General features: G+C 60.3%; 13 protein-coding genes. 4 read left to right on the forward strand and 9 right to left on the reverse strand.

What is annotated here, in order from left to right:
• Positions 1 to 145: 145 nt before the first annotated feature.
• The 5 genes from ACJJVH_RS33270 to ACJJVH_RS33290 are packed head-to-tail and all read right to left on the reverse strand — an operon-like array spanning position 146 to position 5,097.
• Positions 146 to 1,207 (reverse strand): DUF2218 domain-containing protein, encoded by a 1,062-nt coding sequence (locus ACJJVH_RS33270; protein WP_412066577.1) that lies wholly within the window; start codon positions 1,205 to 1,207, stop codon positions 146 to 148.
• The gene (locus tag ACJJVH_RS33275; RefSeq protein ID WP_113384697.1) at positions 1,204 to 2,028 is read right to left on the reverse strand and encodes an ABC transporter ATP-binding protein; all 825 of its coding nucleotides are present in this window, start codon (positions 2,026 to 2,028) and stop codon (positions 1,204 to 1,206) included. Before ACJJVH_RS33275 ends, ACJJVH_RS33270 begins: the two co-directional genes overlap by 4 nt.
• A complete protein-coding gene (locus ACJJVH_RS33280; protein ID WP_412066578.1) occupies positions 2,025 to 3,059 on the reverse strand; it encodes a FecCD family ABC transporter permease in 1,035 nt (344 codons plus the stop codon). Before ACJJVH_RS33280 ends, ACJJVH_RS33275 begins: the two co-directional genes overlap by 4 nt.
• A 2-nt stretch (positions 3,060 to 3,061) precedes the next feature.
• On the reverse strand, positions 3,062 to 4,105 hold the full coding sequence (locus ACJJVH_RS33285) for a FecCD family ABC transporter permease (RefSeq protein ID WP_412066579.1): 1,044 nt from the start codon (positions 4,103 to 4,105) through the stop codon (positions 3,062 to 3,064).
• Positions 4,102 to 5,097: an iron-siderophore ABC transporter substrate-binding protein gene (locus tag ACJJVH_RS33290; protein WP_412066580.1), complete on the reverse strand. Its 996-nt coding sequence runs from the start codon at positions 5,095 to 5,097 to the stop codon at positions 4,102 to 4,104. Before ACJJVH_RS33290 ends, ACJJVH_RS33285 begins: the two co-directional genes overlap by 4 nt.
• A 337-nt stretch (positions 5,098 to 5,434) precedes the next feature.
• Here ACJJVH_RS33290 and ACJJVH_RS33295 point away from each other — a divergent pair, with 337 nt between their 5' ends.
• Positions 5,435 to 7,576, forward strand: coding sequence for a TonB-dependent siderophore receptor (locus tag ACJJVH_RS33295; RefSeq protein WP_412066967.1), 2,142 nt, complete (start codon positions 5,435 to 5,437; stop codon positions 7,574 to 7,576).
• 46 nt (positions 7,577 to 7,622) lie between these two features.
• Here ACJJVH_RS33295 and ACJJVH_RS33300 read toward each other — a convergent pair whose 3' ends face one another.
• Entirely contained in the window at positions 7,623 to 8,516 is an 894-nt protein-coding gene (locus tag ACJJVH_RS33300; RefSeq protein ID WP_412066968.1) for a helix-turn-helix domain-containing protein, read from the reverse strand.
• A gap of 289 nt (positions 8,517 to 8,805) precedes the next feature.
• Here ACJJVH_RS33300 and ACJJVH_RS33305 point away from each other — a divergent pair, with 289 nt between their 5' ends.
• Complete coding sequence (locus tag ACJJVH_RS33305; RefSeq protein WP_412066581.1) at positions 8,806 to 9,159, forward strand: hypothetical protein; 354 nt, start codon at positions 8,806 to 8,808, stop codon at positions 9,157 to 9,159.
• Between the two features lie 179 nt (positions 9,160 to 9,338).
• On the opposite strand, the gene ACJJVH_RS33310 is transcribed toward ACJJVH_RS33305, so the two are convergent.
• A complete protein-coding gene (locus ACJJVH_RS33310; protein ID WP_412066582.1) occupies positions 9,339 to 10,550 on the reverse strand; it encodes an NAD(P)/FAD-dependent oxidoreductase in 1,212 nt (403 codons plus the stop codon).
• A gap of 203 nt (positions 10,551 to 10,753) precedes the next feature.
• Here ACJJVH_RS33310 and ACJJVH_RS33315 point away from each other — a divergent pair, with 203 nt between their 5' ends.
• Positions 10,754 to 10,957, forward strand: coding sequence for a CsbD family protein (locus ACJJVH_RS33315; RefSeq protein WP_112794658.1), 204 nt, complete (start codon positions 10,754 to 10,756; stop codon positions 10,955 to 10,957).
• Positions 10,958 to 11,525: 568 nt separating this feature from the next.
• Positions 11,526 to 12,431, forward strand: coding sequence for a hypothetical protein (locus ACJJVH_RS33320; RefSeq protein WP_412066583.1), 906 nt, complete (start codon positions 11,526 to 11,528; stop codon positions 12,429 to 12,431).
• 209 nt (positions 12,432 to 12,640) lie between these two features.
• On the opposite strand, the gene ACJJVH_RS33325 is transcribed toward ACJJVH_RS33320, so the two are convergent.
• The gene (locus ACJJVH_RS33325) at positions 12,641 to 14,773 is read right to left on the reverse strand and encodes a histidine kinase dimerization/phosphoacceptor domain -containing protein (RefSeq protein ID WP_412066584.1); all 2,133 of its coding nucleotides are present in this window, start codon (positions 14,771 to 14,773) and stop codon (positions 12,641 to 12,643) included.
• A complete protein-coding gene (locus ACJJVH_RS33330; RefSeq protein WP_162761029.1) occupies positions 14,763 to 15,245 on the reverse strand; it encodes a biliverdin-producing heme oxygenase in 483 nt (160 codons plus the stop codon). Before ACJJVH_RS33330 ends, ACJJVH_RS33325 begins: the two co-directional genes overlap by 11 nt.
• Positions 15,246 to 15,408: the final 163 nt, after the last annotated feature.

A 15,408-nucleotide genomic window follows, 5' to 3' on the forward strand; every position in this document is an offset into this window, starting at 1 on the left:
CGTTACGTGCGAAAGGTTCCTATGGACCGATGCAATCTACGGCGCGGCTGGCGGGACGGGCCATCGGTTGCATTGGTCAAATCCGGAATTTCATTGATTGCGCTGTCACCGTGATCGGAATCGCCCGTCCGCTTCGCGTCACCTTTCAGGCTCGGTCTTTTTCCCAATACCACGCTACATACATGTTCTTCCTGTCATGCCGGCGATCTTTCAAGACGTTTCGAATGGAGCGCGCGTCTTCCTTTTCGCTGGCAAACCAGACGAAGGTTTCATCGTCCACAGACGCGATCGCTTTCCTCATTTCCTCGGCAAGGATACCTTTGGCGCCGGGCGCATAGTGCCTGCGATGCAACCAGTGGACAGCGAGTACGCCCTGGGAAGAAAGCGGCTGCTCTTCTGCAGTGTCGAACACTTCGATGATGGCTTGCAGCCGCGTGCCGGCTGGCACTTCCTCGGCGATCCGCGCGATCGCCGGAAGTGCGGTCTCGTCGCCGGCCAGCAGGATGGACCTTGCCGCCGGAACGCCTCCGCCGCCCGGTCCTAACAGGGCGACTTCCCGTCCAGGCCGTGCGTCTCGCGCGAAATCGGCGCCGGGCGTCGCAACGCCGGATGCAGCATGTTGCAGGAAGTCGATCCAAAGTTCCTGGCGCTCGGCATCGACAGCGCGGATCGTATAGACGCGCACCAGAAGTTTGTCCTCTCCGGGCCAGGCAACCCTGCCATCCTCGCGCAGGCGCGGCCAGACCGGGGGCCTGTCCGCCGGCGGCACAAGCAAGCGGACATGCATATCGCCGCCGATGAACGGAGCCACGTCGGCGCAAGTAAATTTTACCCGCCGCATGTGCGGCGTCACGTCCTCCGCGGAAATCACCGTGACAGCGTGGAGGTTCGGCAGCAGCGCCGGCGGCGCGGGGCTGGACCAGGTGAGATCGAGGGGATCGTCTCCGGCAAAATAAAACAGATGTTCGGCTATCATGCTGCGGCTCATCTCCAGCGCCTGTTCCGAGGGGCAGGTCAGCTCTATCAGCAGCGTTCGATCCTGCACGCAAAGGCGAGCGTGCGCCATCCTGCTTTTCAGCAGGGCAAGATTCCCACTGCGCTCTACCTCGGCATGCTCGACGAAGTGTTCGCAGATGTCGTCAAGCATGCTGGCAGCGTCCTGCGGGACCGCTATACTGGAGAGTTTGAACTCCTGAACAACGCTCATGATCGATTCCCCTTGCAATTGTGGGCCGCCATCCTATGTCGGCCGACCGGGAGCATGATCGGCCGGCCCGAGGTGGGATCTGTGACAATGCGGCTTTCGAGACCGAAGATCTGCCGCACATTCTCTTCCGTCAGCACGTCCTCCGGTCGGCCCGAAATGTGGACACGCCCTCCCGCCATTGCGACGAGGTGGTCTGCGTAGCGCGCCGCGAGATTGAGGTCGTGCAGCACCATGATGATGGTGGTCCCACGCGACTGGTTGAGATCGGTCAACAGATCCAGCACCTCGATCTGGTGACTGATATCGAGAAATGTCGTCGGCTCGTCCAGCAGCAGAACTTCCGTCTGTTGAGCCAGCGCCATGGCGATCCACACGCGTTGACGTTGCCCGCCGGAAAGCTCGTCCACGGATCGTTCGGCAAGCTCCAAGAGCTTGGTGTCCGAAAGTGCGCTGTCCACGGCTTCGTCATCCTTGCGTGTCCAGCGCGAAAACAAGGTCTGGTGCGGGTGCCTTCCGCGGCTGACGAGATCAGCAACGGTGATGCCCTCCGGCGCGATCGGCGACTGCGGCAGCAGCCCCAGCGTGCGCGCCAGTTCCTTCGATGGCATGCGGTGGATCGCCTCACCGTCGAGCAGCACCTGCCCCTGTCGCGGTGCCAGCAGTCGCGACAAGGAGCGCAGAAGCGTGGACTTGCCACAGGCATTGGCGCCGACGATGGCTGTGATCCTGCCGGGAGGGACGACGAGATCAAGCTGATGCAGAATTTCAACTTGGCCGTAGCCGACGGAAAGCCCGCTGGCCACAAGGGAATGAACCGTCATAGTGTGCCTCCGGTCCGATTGGCGCGGATGATCAGGAAAATCAGATAGGGAGCCCCGAACGCGCCTGTGACCACGCCCACCGGATAGCGGCTCGACAGGAGGAACTGGCCGGCATAATCGCCTCCCAGCACGAGGACGGCGCCGATCAGCGCCGATGGGATGAGCAACGATCCGCCGCTTCCCATGATACGCGCCGCAATCGGCCCTGAAAGAAAGGCGACGAAGGCGATCGGGCCGGTGACCGCCGTGGCGGAGGCGATCATGCCGACGGCCGCGACGATGACCAGGACGCGAGTGCGCGAAACGCCGACCCCGAGGGCGGCGGCGGTGTCATCTCCAAGCCGCAGCGCCTCCAGGTCGCGCGCGCGGCTAAGCAGAAGGCCGCCGAAGACAGCGAGCGAGGCGAGCAGCGGAGCCGCCTGGACGAGCTGTGCGCCGTTCACGCTGCCGGTCAGCCAGCGCATCGCCTCCTGCAACGTCCAGGCCGGAGCTTGCGACAGGATATAGGCGATCATGCTTTCCAGCATGGCCGAAACGCCGATGCCGACGAGAATGAGCCGCGTGCCGGCAACGCCGTTTCGGAATGACAGGCCGTAGACCAGAAGCGCGACGCCGAGGCCAGCCGCCACGGCCACCAGGGAGACGACCGGCCCCTTCAGCGACAGCACGACGATGGCGAAAACGGCCGCCGCACTGGCGCCGGAGCTGATGCCGATGATATCGGGACTGGCGAGCGGGTTTCGCAGCAAGGTCTGGAACGCAACACCGCCGAGCCCGAAGCTCAGGCCCGCCAGCACCGAAAGCATGGCGCGCGGCAGCCGGAGCTGACCGACGGTAAAGGCCGCACCCGGCACGTTTTCGCCGAGCAGCACGCGCATGACGTCCCCCGGCGGTGTGAAGGACTGCCCGAGCAGCAAGGTAAGCGCGAAGAGAGCTACGACGATAACCGACAGCATGGCGATCAAGAGCACATACCGGCGCAGACGCCGCCTGCGGCTGTCGATAATGCGGTCGAGTGTGGAAATGGACATGGTCACAGGTCGCGCACCCTCTGGCGACGGACGATCGCGATGAAGAATGGCGCGCCAACGAGCGCCATCACGATCCCGACGTCGATTTCGGCCGGTCTGGCGACGATGCGGCCAAGGATGTCGGCCGCCAGCAACAGGCAGGCGCCGCCAAGGGTGGAAAAGGGCAGCAGCCAGCGATAATCGACCCCGACCATCAGACGGCACAGATGCGGCACCACCAGTCCGAGGAAGCCGATAGGCCCGCACACCGCTGTCGTTGCGCCGCAGAGCAGGATCGCGCCGAGCGAGGCCACGGCGCGGGCCAGGGCGACACGCTCGCCCAGACCGGCCGCCAGCTCGTCGCCCAGGGCCAGCGAATTCAGCTTCCGCGCCGACAGAAGGCCGATCGCGAAACCGGCGGCCAGGAATGGCAGCACGGGGACAATGCGGTCGAAGGAGGCCCCGCCCACGCCACCGATCTGCCAGGAGCGAATGCCGCCGGCGATGTCGTTGCGCGGCAGCACCACGGCAATCACCATCGAGGAGAAGGCGACCGATGTGGCCGCGCCGGCGAGGGCGAGCTTGAGCGGCGTCGCCCCGCCGCGCCCCAGAGAGCCGATGGTGTAAACAAAAGCGGCCGTGCATCCCGCACCCAGGATCGCGGCCCGGATATAGGCCTCGGCCGTTGCGATGCCGAACCATGCGACGCCGACCACGACGGCCAGCGACGCGCCCATGTTGACGCCGAGAATGCCCGGATCGGCAAGCGGGTTGCGTGTCACGCCCTGCATGATCGCGCCGGCAAGCCCGAGCGCGGCGCCGGCGAGCAGTGCAAGCAGCGTGCGCGGGATACGCACCGCGACCGCCGCCTGACCGATATCGTCGGCCCGTCCGGCCAGGGCCGAGGCAATGTCCGCCCAGGACACTTCGCGCGTGCCGATCGTAACCGAAAGCGCGCAGAGCGCGGCGAGCAGCGCGACCAGAACCGCCAGCCAGAGGCCGCGATTGCGGTTCGACCGGCCGTGTGCGGGAATCCAGTGGGAGGATTGCGAGCCGGAGGTCGTCATTCGGACTTTCTGGCTGCTTCGGCAAGCAGATCCACGTAATCCTTCAGCACCCAGCGGATCGACAGGGGCGTCGGATTGGCGGCCGTGCCGAGCGGGTTCCTGCCCAGCATGACGACCGCACCCCTGGCGATGGCCGGCATCCTGGCGGTGAGCGGATTGGCCTTCAGCGCGTCGAGGAGCTGCTGATTGCCGTAGGTGACGACGATATCGACATCGTCGAACGAATCGATGCGCTCGGCGCTGATCGAACCCGCGAACCGGCCCGGCGCCGAGGCCTCGACCACGCTTTTCGGCGATTTCAGGCCGAGATCCGCAAAGAATTTCACGCGAGTATCGTTGGTGGTGTAGAAGTTGACCGTGCTCAGGTCGGTCGGATCGAGATGCGTTATGAACATCGCCGTCTTTCCCTTGAGCTCCGGATGCGCGGCAACCGCCTTGGCGATGTCGGCCTCGATCCCTGCGATCAGGGTCTCTCCTTCGGGGCCCATGCCCAGCCCGGCGCTGTCGAGGCGGATCGTATCGCGCCAATCGGTCGACCAGGGCGCCTGCGGATAAGCGACCACCGGAGCGATCTGGCTCAGCGTGTCGTAATCCGACCGGCTCAAGCCGGAATAAGCCGCCAGGATCACATCGGGATGAGTGGCGGCGACTGCCTCGAAATCGATGCCATCTCCCTCGTCGAACAGCACCGGCTTGCCGGCATGAAGCTCTGCCAGCCTCTCCGACACCCAGGGCAGCACCCCATCGCCGTCATCGTCGCCGAAATTAGCCGCTGCAAAGCCGACGGGCACGATCCCGAGAGCTAACGGCACTTCATGATTCGCCCAGGCGACGGTGGCGATCCGTTCGGGTTTGCTGGGGATGACTGTCGTGCCGAAGGCATGCCTGATGGCAATCGGATAGGAAGTGCCCTCCCCGGCCGACGCGCCGCTGAGCGCAATAATCCAGACGCATGCAGCCGTCACACGCACGGCAGAAAGAAAGAACCGCAACACCGCGCAAAACTCCACCTGACGTTTTTAAGTGGACTTCCACTCTCAGGTTCATCGGGCCGCGTCAACGGGGATGCCGGCGCTGATGGGCGGCGGCATCGAGATTTCCATTGGATCCTACAAAACCCGGGAAATTTACAATACTGGATAAACAGGCTCAAGTTAGTAGCCCTCACGGGGTAAATCAAACCATCATCGCTGCCAGGGTCGGGAAGAGATCTCCTGCCCATGTCAAAGTACCGGGGATGCGTTCGGGATGCTCCGCAAAGCTGGCTCCAATCTTGGCGTACTCCTGCCGAAAGCCGGCAACGGCCATATTAACTTCTGGAACGTGAACATGGACATCGAAAGAACAAGCGGTCGCTCGAGACAGGCCCTTATCCGCTACCGGAAAACGGTCCTTCTGGCATGTACGGCTCTTATCGCATTCACGCCGGCTATCTCGTTTGGCCAGGAGGCCGACAATTCGAGTTCAGACACCACGCTTAAACCGATCGTCCTTCAGGGCAGCGGGAACACCGGCATTCTCGACACGGGGAACGATTCGAAGTCGATTGTGGCGACCAGCACCACGGGCGGCGGCAGGATGCCGACGGATATCCTGGACACGCCCGCTTCGGTTTCCGTCATCACTTCCAAGGAAATGCAGGAGCGCGGCACCAGCACAGTCGAGCAGGTCCTTCAGTACACTGCCGGCGTGAACACGGACTTCTACGGATCGGACGACCGGTTCGACTACTTTAAAATCCGTGGCTTCGATGCCTATATGTATCGCGACGGGCTCGTCATCGGCCGGCCTTTCGGCGGGCTTCGCGAGGAGCCCTATGCTTATGAGCGCGTCGAGGTGCTGAAGGGCGCGAATTCGACGGGCTTCGGGGTTTCCGATCCCGGCGGCGCGGTGAATTTCGTGACCAAACGGCCGAAGAGCGAGCGATTCGGCGAGGCCTATGCCACCGGCGGCTCCTACAAGCACGGCGAAGCGGGTGTCGATTTCGGTGACAACATCACCGACGACGACACGCTGTCCTACCGCATCACCGGCAAGTTCCAGAGGTCCGATGCCGAATATGACTATTCGAAGGACAACGAGAACTTCATCATGGGCGGCCTGACCTGGCGGCCCAGCGGCGATACCAGCCTGTCGGTCGTCTTCGATCATCTGGATAAGGATGGCGTTCCGGGAAGCGGCGGCCAGCCCGTAGGCTCGCATTTTGATCGAAGCCGCTTCTTCGGCGAGCCGGATTATAACTATCGTGGCATAAACAGGAATTCGGTCAGCGTCATATTCGACCACGATTTCGGCGATGGCCTCACCTTCAGCACGAATGCGCGCTACAGCAAAGCGAACACCAATTTCGGCTACGCCTATATCTCGGCAACGCCGACCGACGGCTCGACTACCGCAAGTCGCGCCTATTTCGGTAACGACAGCTCCACGGAGCAGTTCGTCATCGATTCGCATCTTCTTTATGAGACGAATTTCGAAAACATCGACAGTCGCAGCATGCTCGGCGTCGAGTACAACACGACAGATATCGACGACAAGACTTATTGGGGCCCTGCTCCCGGCATCGACTGGACCAATCCGGTTTATACGGGCCGTCCGTCCTACGTTCCGCTGATCGCAAGCACAAAAAGCGATCAGAACACGAAGGCGATCTATTTCCAGGAAGACCTGACCTTCTTCGACAAGCTCATCGCAACCATCGGCCTGCGCAACGACTGGCTCGACCTGCACGAAACCGACAGGCTATACGGCGCCAACGGCTCCAGCGACGTCAGTAAATTCACCAAGCGCTTCGGCCTGACCTACAAGATCACCGAGGAGCTTTCGACCTATGCGAGCTACGCCGACTCCGTCGCGCCGCCGGAGACCGGCGTAGAACCGGAAACCGGCGAACAATATGAAATCGGCGTCAAATATCGTCCGGCCGATTTCCCGGCCCTGTTCAGCGCTGCGATCTATGACCTGACGAAGGAACACATCACCGTCACCGATCCCGCGACCTTGCTGCCATCCACCGTCGGCAAGGTCCGCCATCGCGGTATCGATCTCGAAGCGAAGGCCGAAGTCACCGACAATATCAGCGTGATTGCATCCTACTCCTACATTGACTCCAAGATTCTCAACAATGGCGGCGACGGCACCGAGGGCAATCGCCTCGCCCTGGTGCCGAAGCATTTCGCCTCCACCTGGGTCACCTACACCTTGCCGGGCGAGGGTCTGCGCGGAGACACGACATTCGGACTCGGCGCTCGCTATACGAGCTCCTACTATCTGAGCAACGACAACACGTCGAAGTCCAAGGCCAATGTCGTCTTCGATGCTTCGCTGACCTACAAGATCCAAAAGAATACCAGCTTTCAGCTGAACGCCAGCAATATCTTCAACGAAAAACATGTGGCTTATGGCGGCTTCGGGGCGGATTTCTACAACCCTGGCCGCGCCGTCATGGCAACGCTCCGCCAGACCTGGTGATGGTCGCATCGTCCCGTCCACAACGCTGCCGGGCGGGACATCCGTTCTAACAACTGCGCTGCATACGACGCCATGCCGCTGGTGTGGAGCCTGCGATCTGGCGGAAAACCTTCGTCAGATGCGCCTGGTCGGAGAAGCCAAGCTGGGCTGCGATATCCGCCACGGCAAGGTGGCTTTCCAGCAAGAGTGTCTTGGCGTGGTCGATACGCTTTCCAAGCTGCCATTGAAGCGGAGTCTTGCCGGTGGTCTGTTTGAAAACGTTGGAAAACCAGCTTTCCGACAGACCGACCGTCTCCGCCATTTCCGCAACGGTCAACCGGCAGTCGGTGAGCCTGTCAAGGCGCGCAATCAGCTTGTTCATCTGCGCCTGCGTCAGCCTGCCATTGGTCTGCTCATGCCCCTTCTGCGGAATATCGAGTAGGCCTGTGACGATGCTCCCAACGAGGTTTTCACCGTAGAGGGGATGCTTGGACGGCTTTGAAACCTCGTCTACTACCAGCCGGGCCAGAGTTTCGATGGCCAATGTATCCTGAACCTCGACCGGCCGACGCAGGGCCGTCATCGCGGCCGAGGTGCCGATCGAAGGCGAAAGATATTTGAGCAGCCTGTCCTTATGCATGTGCACATTGAGATGCGAAAAGCGATGAGTGGCACTGCTGGTCGTCCACATAGGCATGCCGGGCGGTACGTAAATCGCCCGGGTCAAAGGCCGGTAGTACTGCAGGAAATCACCGTCCCGGTTCGACATACGGATCTGGGATGACACGTCGCTGAAAAAGATCATGATGCGCGGATCGTCCGACAGATAATATCCCTTGGCGCCGGACTGGCTTTCCGCCTCCCAGAAGACGCTCACGAGCCCGTCGAACTGGCGCCACTTAACAGGCGCCATGACCTGTATACCCTCGGTGTGCCAAACCATCGAATGCCAGAAATTCAAATTAAGAATCCATTCCCGCTCGCGACATGCGCGATATCCAGCCTCAACGTCGCCCCGACGCACTGATTTCAGCAACAGCCTCTAAAGCTGTCCCGGCAGGTTTCAAACCGGTTTATGATTAACATGAGTACAATTATCATGTTTTACCGCAGAGACAAGCAACTCGTCGAGATTTATCGCACATTCACCGAACGATTCATCATCCACCGATCGCTGCCCTGACGGCCCGAAAGTCGCGCGATCTATTGTCCATTTTTTAAGTGATCGTAGAGTAATGCGGGCTGATCGCATGGAGTTTTTTCTTATCATGAGCGAGTATCAAAACAAAGCCGTAGAGTTGATGCAGTTGCGATCCGGGGAGGATTCGATCTTAGACATAAATGATCGAAGAAATGACTTTCTTCGTAGAGCGATCGAGCTGTTTTATGCCATGGAAGGAGACGCGGCTGAAATTTCTGCCGTAGCTCAAAAAGTTTATTCAACCGGTCATCAACTCCGGGTCGATAGGGCCGTTGGAGATGTCATGTACAAACTTGCCGGTGTCGCCCACCTGTACGATATCGACATGATGCAGGCGGCGTATAACAAACTGGAGGAGGCACATCGTCAAATCGCTTCTATCCGGCTAACGCGGAAGATATAGGCAAGAGCTCGGGAGAAGCATTATGTCGGAGGACCGGGCGACGCCTTTTTAGCCCATTGTGCCGGGTCCGATCTTATCGCTGTGGCGACAGATAGGTCCGAATTCCCCAGCTCTGGCCAGGATTCAGTGAACGTCACTCGTCTTATGGCCAGCCGACGGACGGACGGACATTTATGGCATCATGAAATCGGAAATAGATCCCAATCGGCGTCGCGATGACCGAGAATTTCGCTGGAGATCAGCGCGGCGGCGATCTGACTGAATGTAATGCCGTTTCCCCCGAACCCCATGGCTGTAAAAACATTCCTCATATGCGGCACCCGCCCGATCATCGGCAAGCCGCTGGGCGTCACTCCAAAGGCGGCGGACCACTCGAAATCCGGCTTGCCGATTGATATGCCCGTGAGATCCGCCAGCTTCTCGACGAGAATTTTGGTCTTTCGCGCACGCTTCCTCTCGTCTTTGTACGCGTCTTCGATATCTTCATCCTCGCCGCCCAGCAAGACGCGGCCATCCGGTGTCGAACGAAAATATAGATAGGGATCAGAGCCTTCCCAGACGACGTATTCGTCCAGCCATTCAGGTCGCTTCAGCCTCGGTCTGCTTGCAAGTGCCCAGGTGGAAACGACCCTCTGACTTTTATGTGCTAGGACTTTCAAGAATTCATAGCCGGTGCAGAACACGACAGCGCGCGCTGACAGCAGGACGGCCTGCGATGTCGAGAGAACGACGTTCTCGTCGAACTCCTTGATGTCCTTGATCTCGACGTCCGAAACGATCTCCATACCCTTCTTTTTCGCATTTCGCAGGATGGCTGCGGACAATTGTGCCGGATTTGCCGATGCCGAGATCGCGCTTTCGATTGCGGCCGTACGGCATAGCGCAAACCGTTCTCGAAGGACTTCTGCGCTCAGCAGGTTCGCGCTCAGGCCCGCTGCCTTCCTCGCCTCCACTTCGGTCCTTAACGCCCGCGAACCATAGTCCTCGCCCGCAAGGAAAAGGCTCTTCTTTGCCTGGAAAGCGCATTTCAAATCGAGATCGCGCACGATCTGGCCGAGCTGCTCCACAGACGTCGCCGAGCGTTGCCACACCCGTTGCGCGTTGCGCACCCCGATCGACTTTTGGAGCACATGCAGGGGAGTGTCGATTTCATGCTGGATCATCGCGGTGCTGGCAAGGGTGCTCCCGCGGACAGGCCGCCGGCGATCGACCATGAGCACCCGCAGATTTTTCTCGACCAACGCATGCGACATCAGAGCGCCGCTTATGCCGGCCCCGACGATGATCACATCATAGTGCGACCGCCGACTTTTTCCCTGCGTCCTGATCGAGCCGCCGGGAGTCGAGGCCCAGAGCGGCAAGTCGCGGCGCAGAGCATGACGCCTCGTCAAAGATCTGGATTTTTCCAACAGGATGTCCCCTCGGTTGCAATCGCCATGAGCTGGAGTCTGCAGTTAACGACGTGCGGGCAGCGAGGTTCCAGAAGGAATTGCTGATCATGCAGCCTCGCTCGTCGTGGGGAGGATGCGAAATAAAACTGAACAAATGCGGCTTTCGGGCATTGACCTCATGCAACCCAGAAGGAGGATTTCCCATGGACTGGAATCGTGTCGAAGGAAACTGGAAGCAGGTAAAGGGCAAGATCAAGGAGCAGTGGGGCAAGCTGACGGACGACGATCTCGATCAGATCGCTGGCAAGCGCGAGCAACTCGAAGGGAAGATCCAGGAGCGGTATGGTCTGGCCAAGGACAGGGCCAAATCCGATGTCGACGACTGGTACGGCCGGCAAGGCTGGTAACCTGCATTCGGGGGCCGGCGCTGCCGGTCCCTTCCCTTCTACGGGTTCGACAACCGCGAAACCGTCTGATGCCCATTGAAAATTATCGGACACAGTTTTGGCGGTGTCGCCCTTCCCTCACATCAAGGGCGTGCCGCGATCCCCGGCCGGCATAACGAGTGCATGGTCTCGTGTGGTCTGAAACCGCCGGTCTCATCAGCGGCGAGTTCCTCCGGTTTTTCCCGTTGCCAGTCGGCAGCTTTTCCTCCCTCAGCCTCAACCACTGCGGTTCACCGCATGAGAACGCGAATGGGCTCCCGCCGCCAAAATACAGGCTGCTGGCGAGCTGAGGCATAGGCTGCCGGAACGTCGTGTTGCATCTCCCCGAACATTGCGAATCCAGATCGGCCGCTTTCGCGCAGAACGCGAACAAGGAGCCGGGAACAAAACCGCCTTGATCGCCGTTCCAATGAGCATCAGTTCAACTTTGGAGGATAGTCAAATGGGTCGAGGTATTCTGCTCTGGCTTCTGGGAATTCCGTTGCCGATCGTTATTCTTCTTGTTCTCTTCACGCGATAGGAGGCGTCCATGTCCGCAGTCGAAAACGCGCCGGGAGAAGCCGTTCCTATCGAATCCTCCAAACCCGCCATCGTATGGGGTCCGATCATTGGAGGTGCACTTGCCGCGACGGGAATTGCCCTCATCCTGCTGCTGCTTGGATCGGGCGTCGGTCTCACGATGGTGTCCCCATGGAGCGGTGAGAGCAGTTCCGCGACGACCGTCGGCATTACCGCGGCAATCTGGCTGGTGGTTGTTCAATGGCTTTCGTCGGCGATCGGCGGCTACCTCACCGGGCGGCTTCGCACAAAATGGGTTGAGGTTCATTCCGACGAGGTGTTCTTCCGCGACACGGCGCATGGGTTTCTAAGCTGGGCTCTGGCGACGGTCTTCGTGGTGGGCTTTCTGGCCTCCTCGTTAACTACCTTGACAGGCGCCTCGATCAATACTGCGGGTCAGATTGCCAAGACCGCGGTTACCGCCGCTGCTTCCGCAGCGCCGTCGGACAATTCGGGCTCGACCGCCTACTTCACCGACGCCCTGCTTCGGCCGGCGAAGGCGGCGGACCGCGCTCAATCCGATAATGGCGCGGCGGCCGCCGAAATCTCGCGGATTCTGTTGCAAGGTGCTGCCAGCGGACAGATTCCGGAAGCCGATAAATCCTATATTGCAACGCTCATTGCTGCCCGCACCGGCATCTCCGACGCGGATGCACGCAGCCGCGTCGACACCACCCTCAAACAGATCGACGAGGCAAAATCGGCGGCAAAGGAAGCGGCTGACAAAGCCCGCAAGACCGGGGCGACAACGGCGCTGGTCGGCTCTCTGTCGCTGCTGGTCGGTGCGTTCATCGCATCTGCGGCCGCAGCGCTTGGTGGTCGTCAGCGCGATGAGGAAGAGGATCTGCTCATCACGACCAGCCGCCGCGCTTTATGACAGGCGCGGCGAAGGCAGCCCGCTGTCCTTCGCCGTGGCCGCTCGATCGAAGCCCGGCAGCATGGCTGCACTAAATTCTCGGGGTGCGGTATTTCCCGGCACCCCGAGTTCGATCAGGATCGCAGGATTTCTGAAAAAGGAGGAGCATTCGGACGGGCCCATGGCTGACGTCTGCCCCTTTGTGGCAAGGTCGCCTCCCCGCTGGCAAGCTAGCCGAACTTGATAGGCACCGTCACAATCGTCTTCAGTCCGGGATTGTTGTCGGTTTCCTGTAACTCGCCACCGAGACCGACGATAATGGCGTGCAGCATTTTACTGCCGAAACCAGCGGTCAGGCGCGTCTTTCCACCACCGCTGTCGGAAACGATCAGGCGAACTTCATTGAGATGATGATCAAGGCATGCGCTTGTTGGCCCTGGAGCACCGCCATAAGCATATTTGTTTGCATTGGTGATCAGCTCCGAGAAAATCAGGCCAAGATTGATCGCCCGGTCGGCATCCATCAGCACCGGAGCGAAGTTGCTGGTATGGCGGCTGCGCCATTCCTCTCCCATGGACAGAAAGAGCTCGTTGGAGAGTTCGCTCAGATAGCGGGCCAGATCAACCGATCCGACATAGTTGTCCGAGTAGAGCCGCCTGTGAACCAGCGCCACGGCTGAAATGCGGGCGCGCGCATAGTCAAGATGCTGGACAATCGATGCGTCCTGCGTTTCTCGCGCCTGCATTTTTAGAAATGTCGAAACAAGCTGCAGGCTATTCTGGACGCGATGGTTGATCTCGCGCATCAGAAAATCCTTCTGCTTGAGCAGTTCATCCTTTTGCTGAAGCGTTTTCTCCAGTTCGCGGTTGAGCCCGGCGATGCGCTGACGCTGATAGCTTTCGCTGATCACGCGGCCGATGCGATGTATCGCATCGATCTTATTGTTGTTCCAGATCGCCGCAACACCGCGGACCTCCTCGGACCAGGCCTCGAACGACGCGCGCGGCGTTAGCGGCGCGGCTGCAGCCGGCGCCTCGCCCTTGTGAGGGTTGCCCGCCCATTCCACGACCTGCACCTTCTCCGCTCGCAGCCACACGAGGAACAGATCCTCCTCCAGCGACAATCTGAGCACCGCCAGGCCACTTGCAACAGCGACCAGATCGCCGGGCAGACCGGGCGTTCTGCCGAATTGATGCGAATGGAACATGCCGCCTCTCAGGCTCGGCAGCACGAGTTCGATCAGGATGGCAAGGTCCGGCAGCTCGGGGACTGTGCCGGCCTGTGCCACGAGCGTCTTTCCCGTCACGACGGCAAAGCCATCGGCCAACATCATCTGCCGCAGATTGGGTGCGGCCTCCGCCAAAAGCGTCTGCAGCGGAGCATTGAGTTGAAGCGTTTCGATCAGGCGGTCTTCATGCGACCTCAGCCTCAGCCGCTCCCGCGCATTCTGAGCCTCGTCCTTGGCCTTGATTTGCCGCGCCAGACTCCCCGCCAAAGCCGTCGCCGCAGCACGTATGGCAAAGGGCATGCGCAGCGGCGTGGCGTGATGGCAGGCAATCAGGCCCCAAAGAATACCGTCCTTGATGATGGAAACGGATGCGCTCGCACACACGCCCATGTTGCGCAGATACTGCAGATGAATGGGCGACACGCTTCTCAGCGCCACATCGCTGAGATCGACGGTCTGCGCCTTGCCGTCTTCCCAGCGAAGGGGTGCGGCCTGGTATGCCGAATCCGGAATGGCGCGGACGCGGTTGCGTAGATAAAGCGCGCGTGCCTGCTTTGGAATATCGCCGGCGGGGAAATGATGGTTGAGAAATGGCGGAAAGGCCTCGTTGCGATCCTCGGCGACCACCACGCCGGAGGCATCCTCGGTAAATTGATAGAGCATCACCCGATCAAATCCCGTCAGCCTGCGAAAAGCCGTGGCCGCCGTTTGAAAAAGGCTTGCCATGTCCGGCGCAGCTTCGAACGCCTGGGCGATCGCGTCGAGGTTCGAAAGCGACTGTTCCGGCGTCACTTGCGCGCTCGGTGCCGGCTCGACCTCGACCAGGATCACATCGCCGGACACATGGCCAAGTATGTCGTGAATCTCGCCAGCGATCTCTCGCTTTCCCAATATGATCTCATTTGCGCGCGGTGCTTGCTCGGCATGTCCAAGAACATCGAGTGCCAGGAGTTCGCTGATCGAGCGGCCCATCCAGTTGTCGCCAAGATAGGTCTCGATCGCTCCAGCGCCACCGATGACTTTGCCGGTCTCTCGCTCGGCAACCAAAAGAAGTCCGTGCGGCTGGATCGATCCGGGAATGTGAATGGGCTCGCGATCGCATGCGCTGAGGTCGACAGCCGTCTCAGAGGTCATTGGCGAATACCTTCCGATAGTCGCTCTCGAACACCGCAAAGGCAGTGACCGCCGCAAGATCACAGCCGTCCTCGTCGCTGACAGGGGTGGTCTCGATCGTTTGAAGCATGTCTCGCCACGATCGCTGATTGCTCACCTGCCGGACCAGATGGCGGGCTCCGAACGTCTCCGACATACCGAGTTTGACCGCCTGCTTCAGGAGGATCGTTGCTCCCAGTCCGGAGCCCTCCAGGACGTAAAGCGTCCCGACGATTGCGGCCATGTCGACCGGGTTGCGCGTTGCCTCAACGGGCATGGGCGCGCCACCGCCAAGATCGTGGAGATCCTCCAGAAGCTGCGGAACGATTCTGCGCTGCGCCCAATCCGGAACCAGCGCTTCCACTCCGCTGGCTTCGAGCATGGACTCCAATCGCACACGGCTGGCAAGCGTTGCAATCAGATATTTGCGATAGGAGGGGAGTGCCTCGAACATGGCGAACTCCTTGTTCAATGCATCGAGCCGCCGGTGATGGGAATCAGTCGCCGATTTCAAACGCCCACGGCGGCCTGGCATTCCTCTTTGCAACATTCAGAAAACCCACTTTTAGGAAAATTCACTTATTAAGCAATTTGACCACGATGAATGCACGGCGCAA

Source organism: Rhizobium sp. SYY.PMSO (assembly GCF_046840415.1).
Taxonomy (GTDB): Bacteria; Pseudomonadota; Alphaproteobacteria; order Rhizobiales; family Rhizobiaceae; genus Rhizobium.

Coding starts and splice junctions, on each gene's coding strand:
- ACJJVH_RS33280 (WP_412066578.1), bottom strand. CDS start 3,059: ATGTCCATTTCCACACTCGACCGCATTATCGACAGCCGCAGGCGGCGT.
- ACJJVH_RS33330 (WP_162761029.1), bottom strand. CDS start 15,245: ATGTTCGAGGCACTCCCCTCCTATCGCAAATATCTGATTGCAACGCTT.
- ACJJVH_RS33295 (WP_412066967.1), top strand. CDS start 5,435: ATGGACATCGAAAGAACAAGCGGTCGCTCGAGACAGGCCCTTATCCGC.
- ACJJVH_RS33315 (WP_112794658.1), top strand. CDS start 10,754: ATGGACTGGAATCGTGTCGAAGGAAACTGGAAGCAGGTAAAGGGCAAG.
- ACJJVH_RS33305 (WP_412066581.1), top strand. CDS start 8,806: ATGGAGTTTTTTCTTATCATGAGCGAGTATCAAAACAAAGCCGTAGAG.
- ACJJVH_RS33285 (WP_412066579.1), bottom strand. CDS start 4,105: ATGACGACCTCCGGCTCGCAATCCTCCCACTGGATTCCCGCACACGGC.
- ACJJVH_RS33275 (WP_113384697.1), bottom strand. CDS start 2,028: ATGACGGTTCATTCCCTTGTGGCCAGCGGGCTTTCCGTCGGCTACGGC.
- ACJJVH_RS33320 (WP_412066583.1), top strand. CDS start 11,526: ATGTCCGCAGTCGAAAACGCGCCGGGAGAAGCCGTTCCTATCGAATCC.
- ACJJVH_RS33325 (WP_412066584.1), bottom strand. CDS start 14,773: ATGACCTCTGAGACGGCTGTCGACCTCAGCGCATGCGATCGCGAGCCC.
- ACJJVH_RS33270 (WP_412066577.1), bottom strand. CDS start 1,207: ATGAGCGTTGTTCAGGAGTTCAAACTCTCCAGTATAGCGGTCCCGCAG.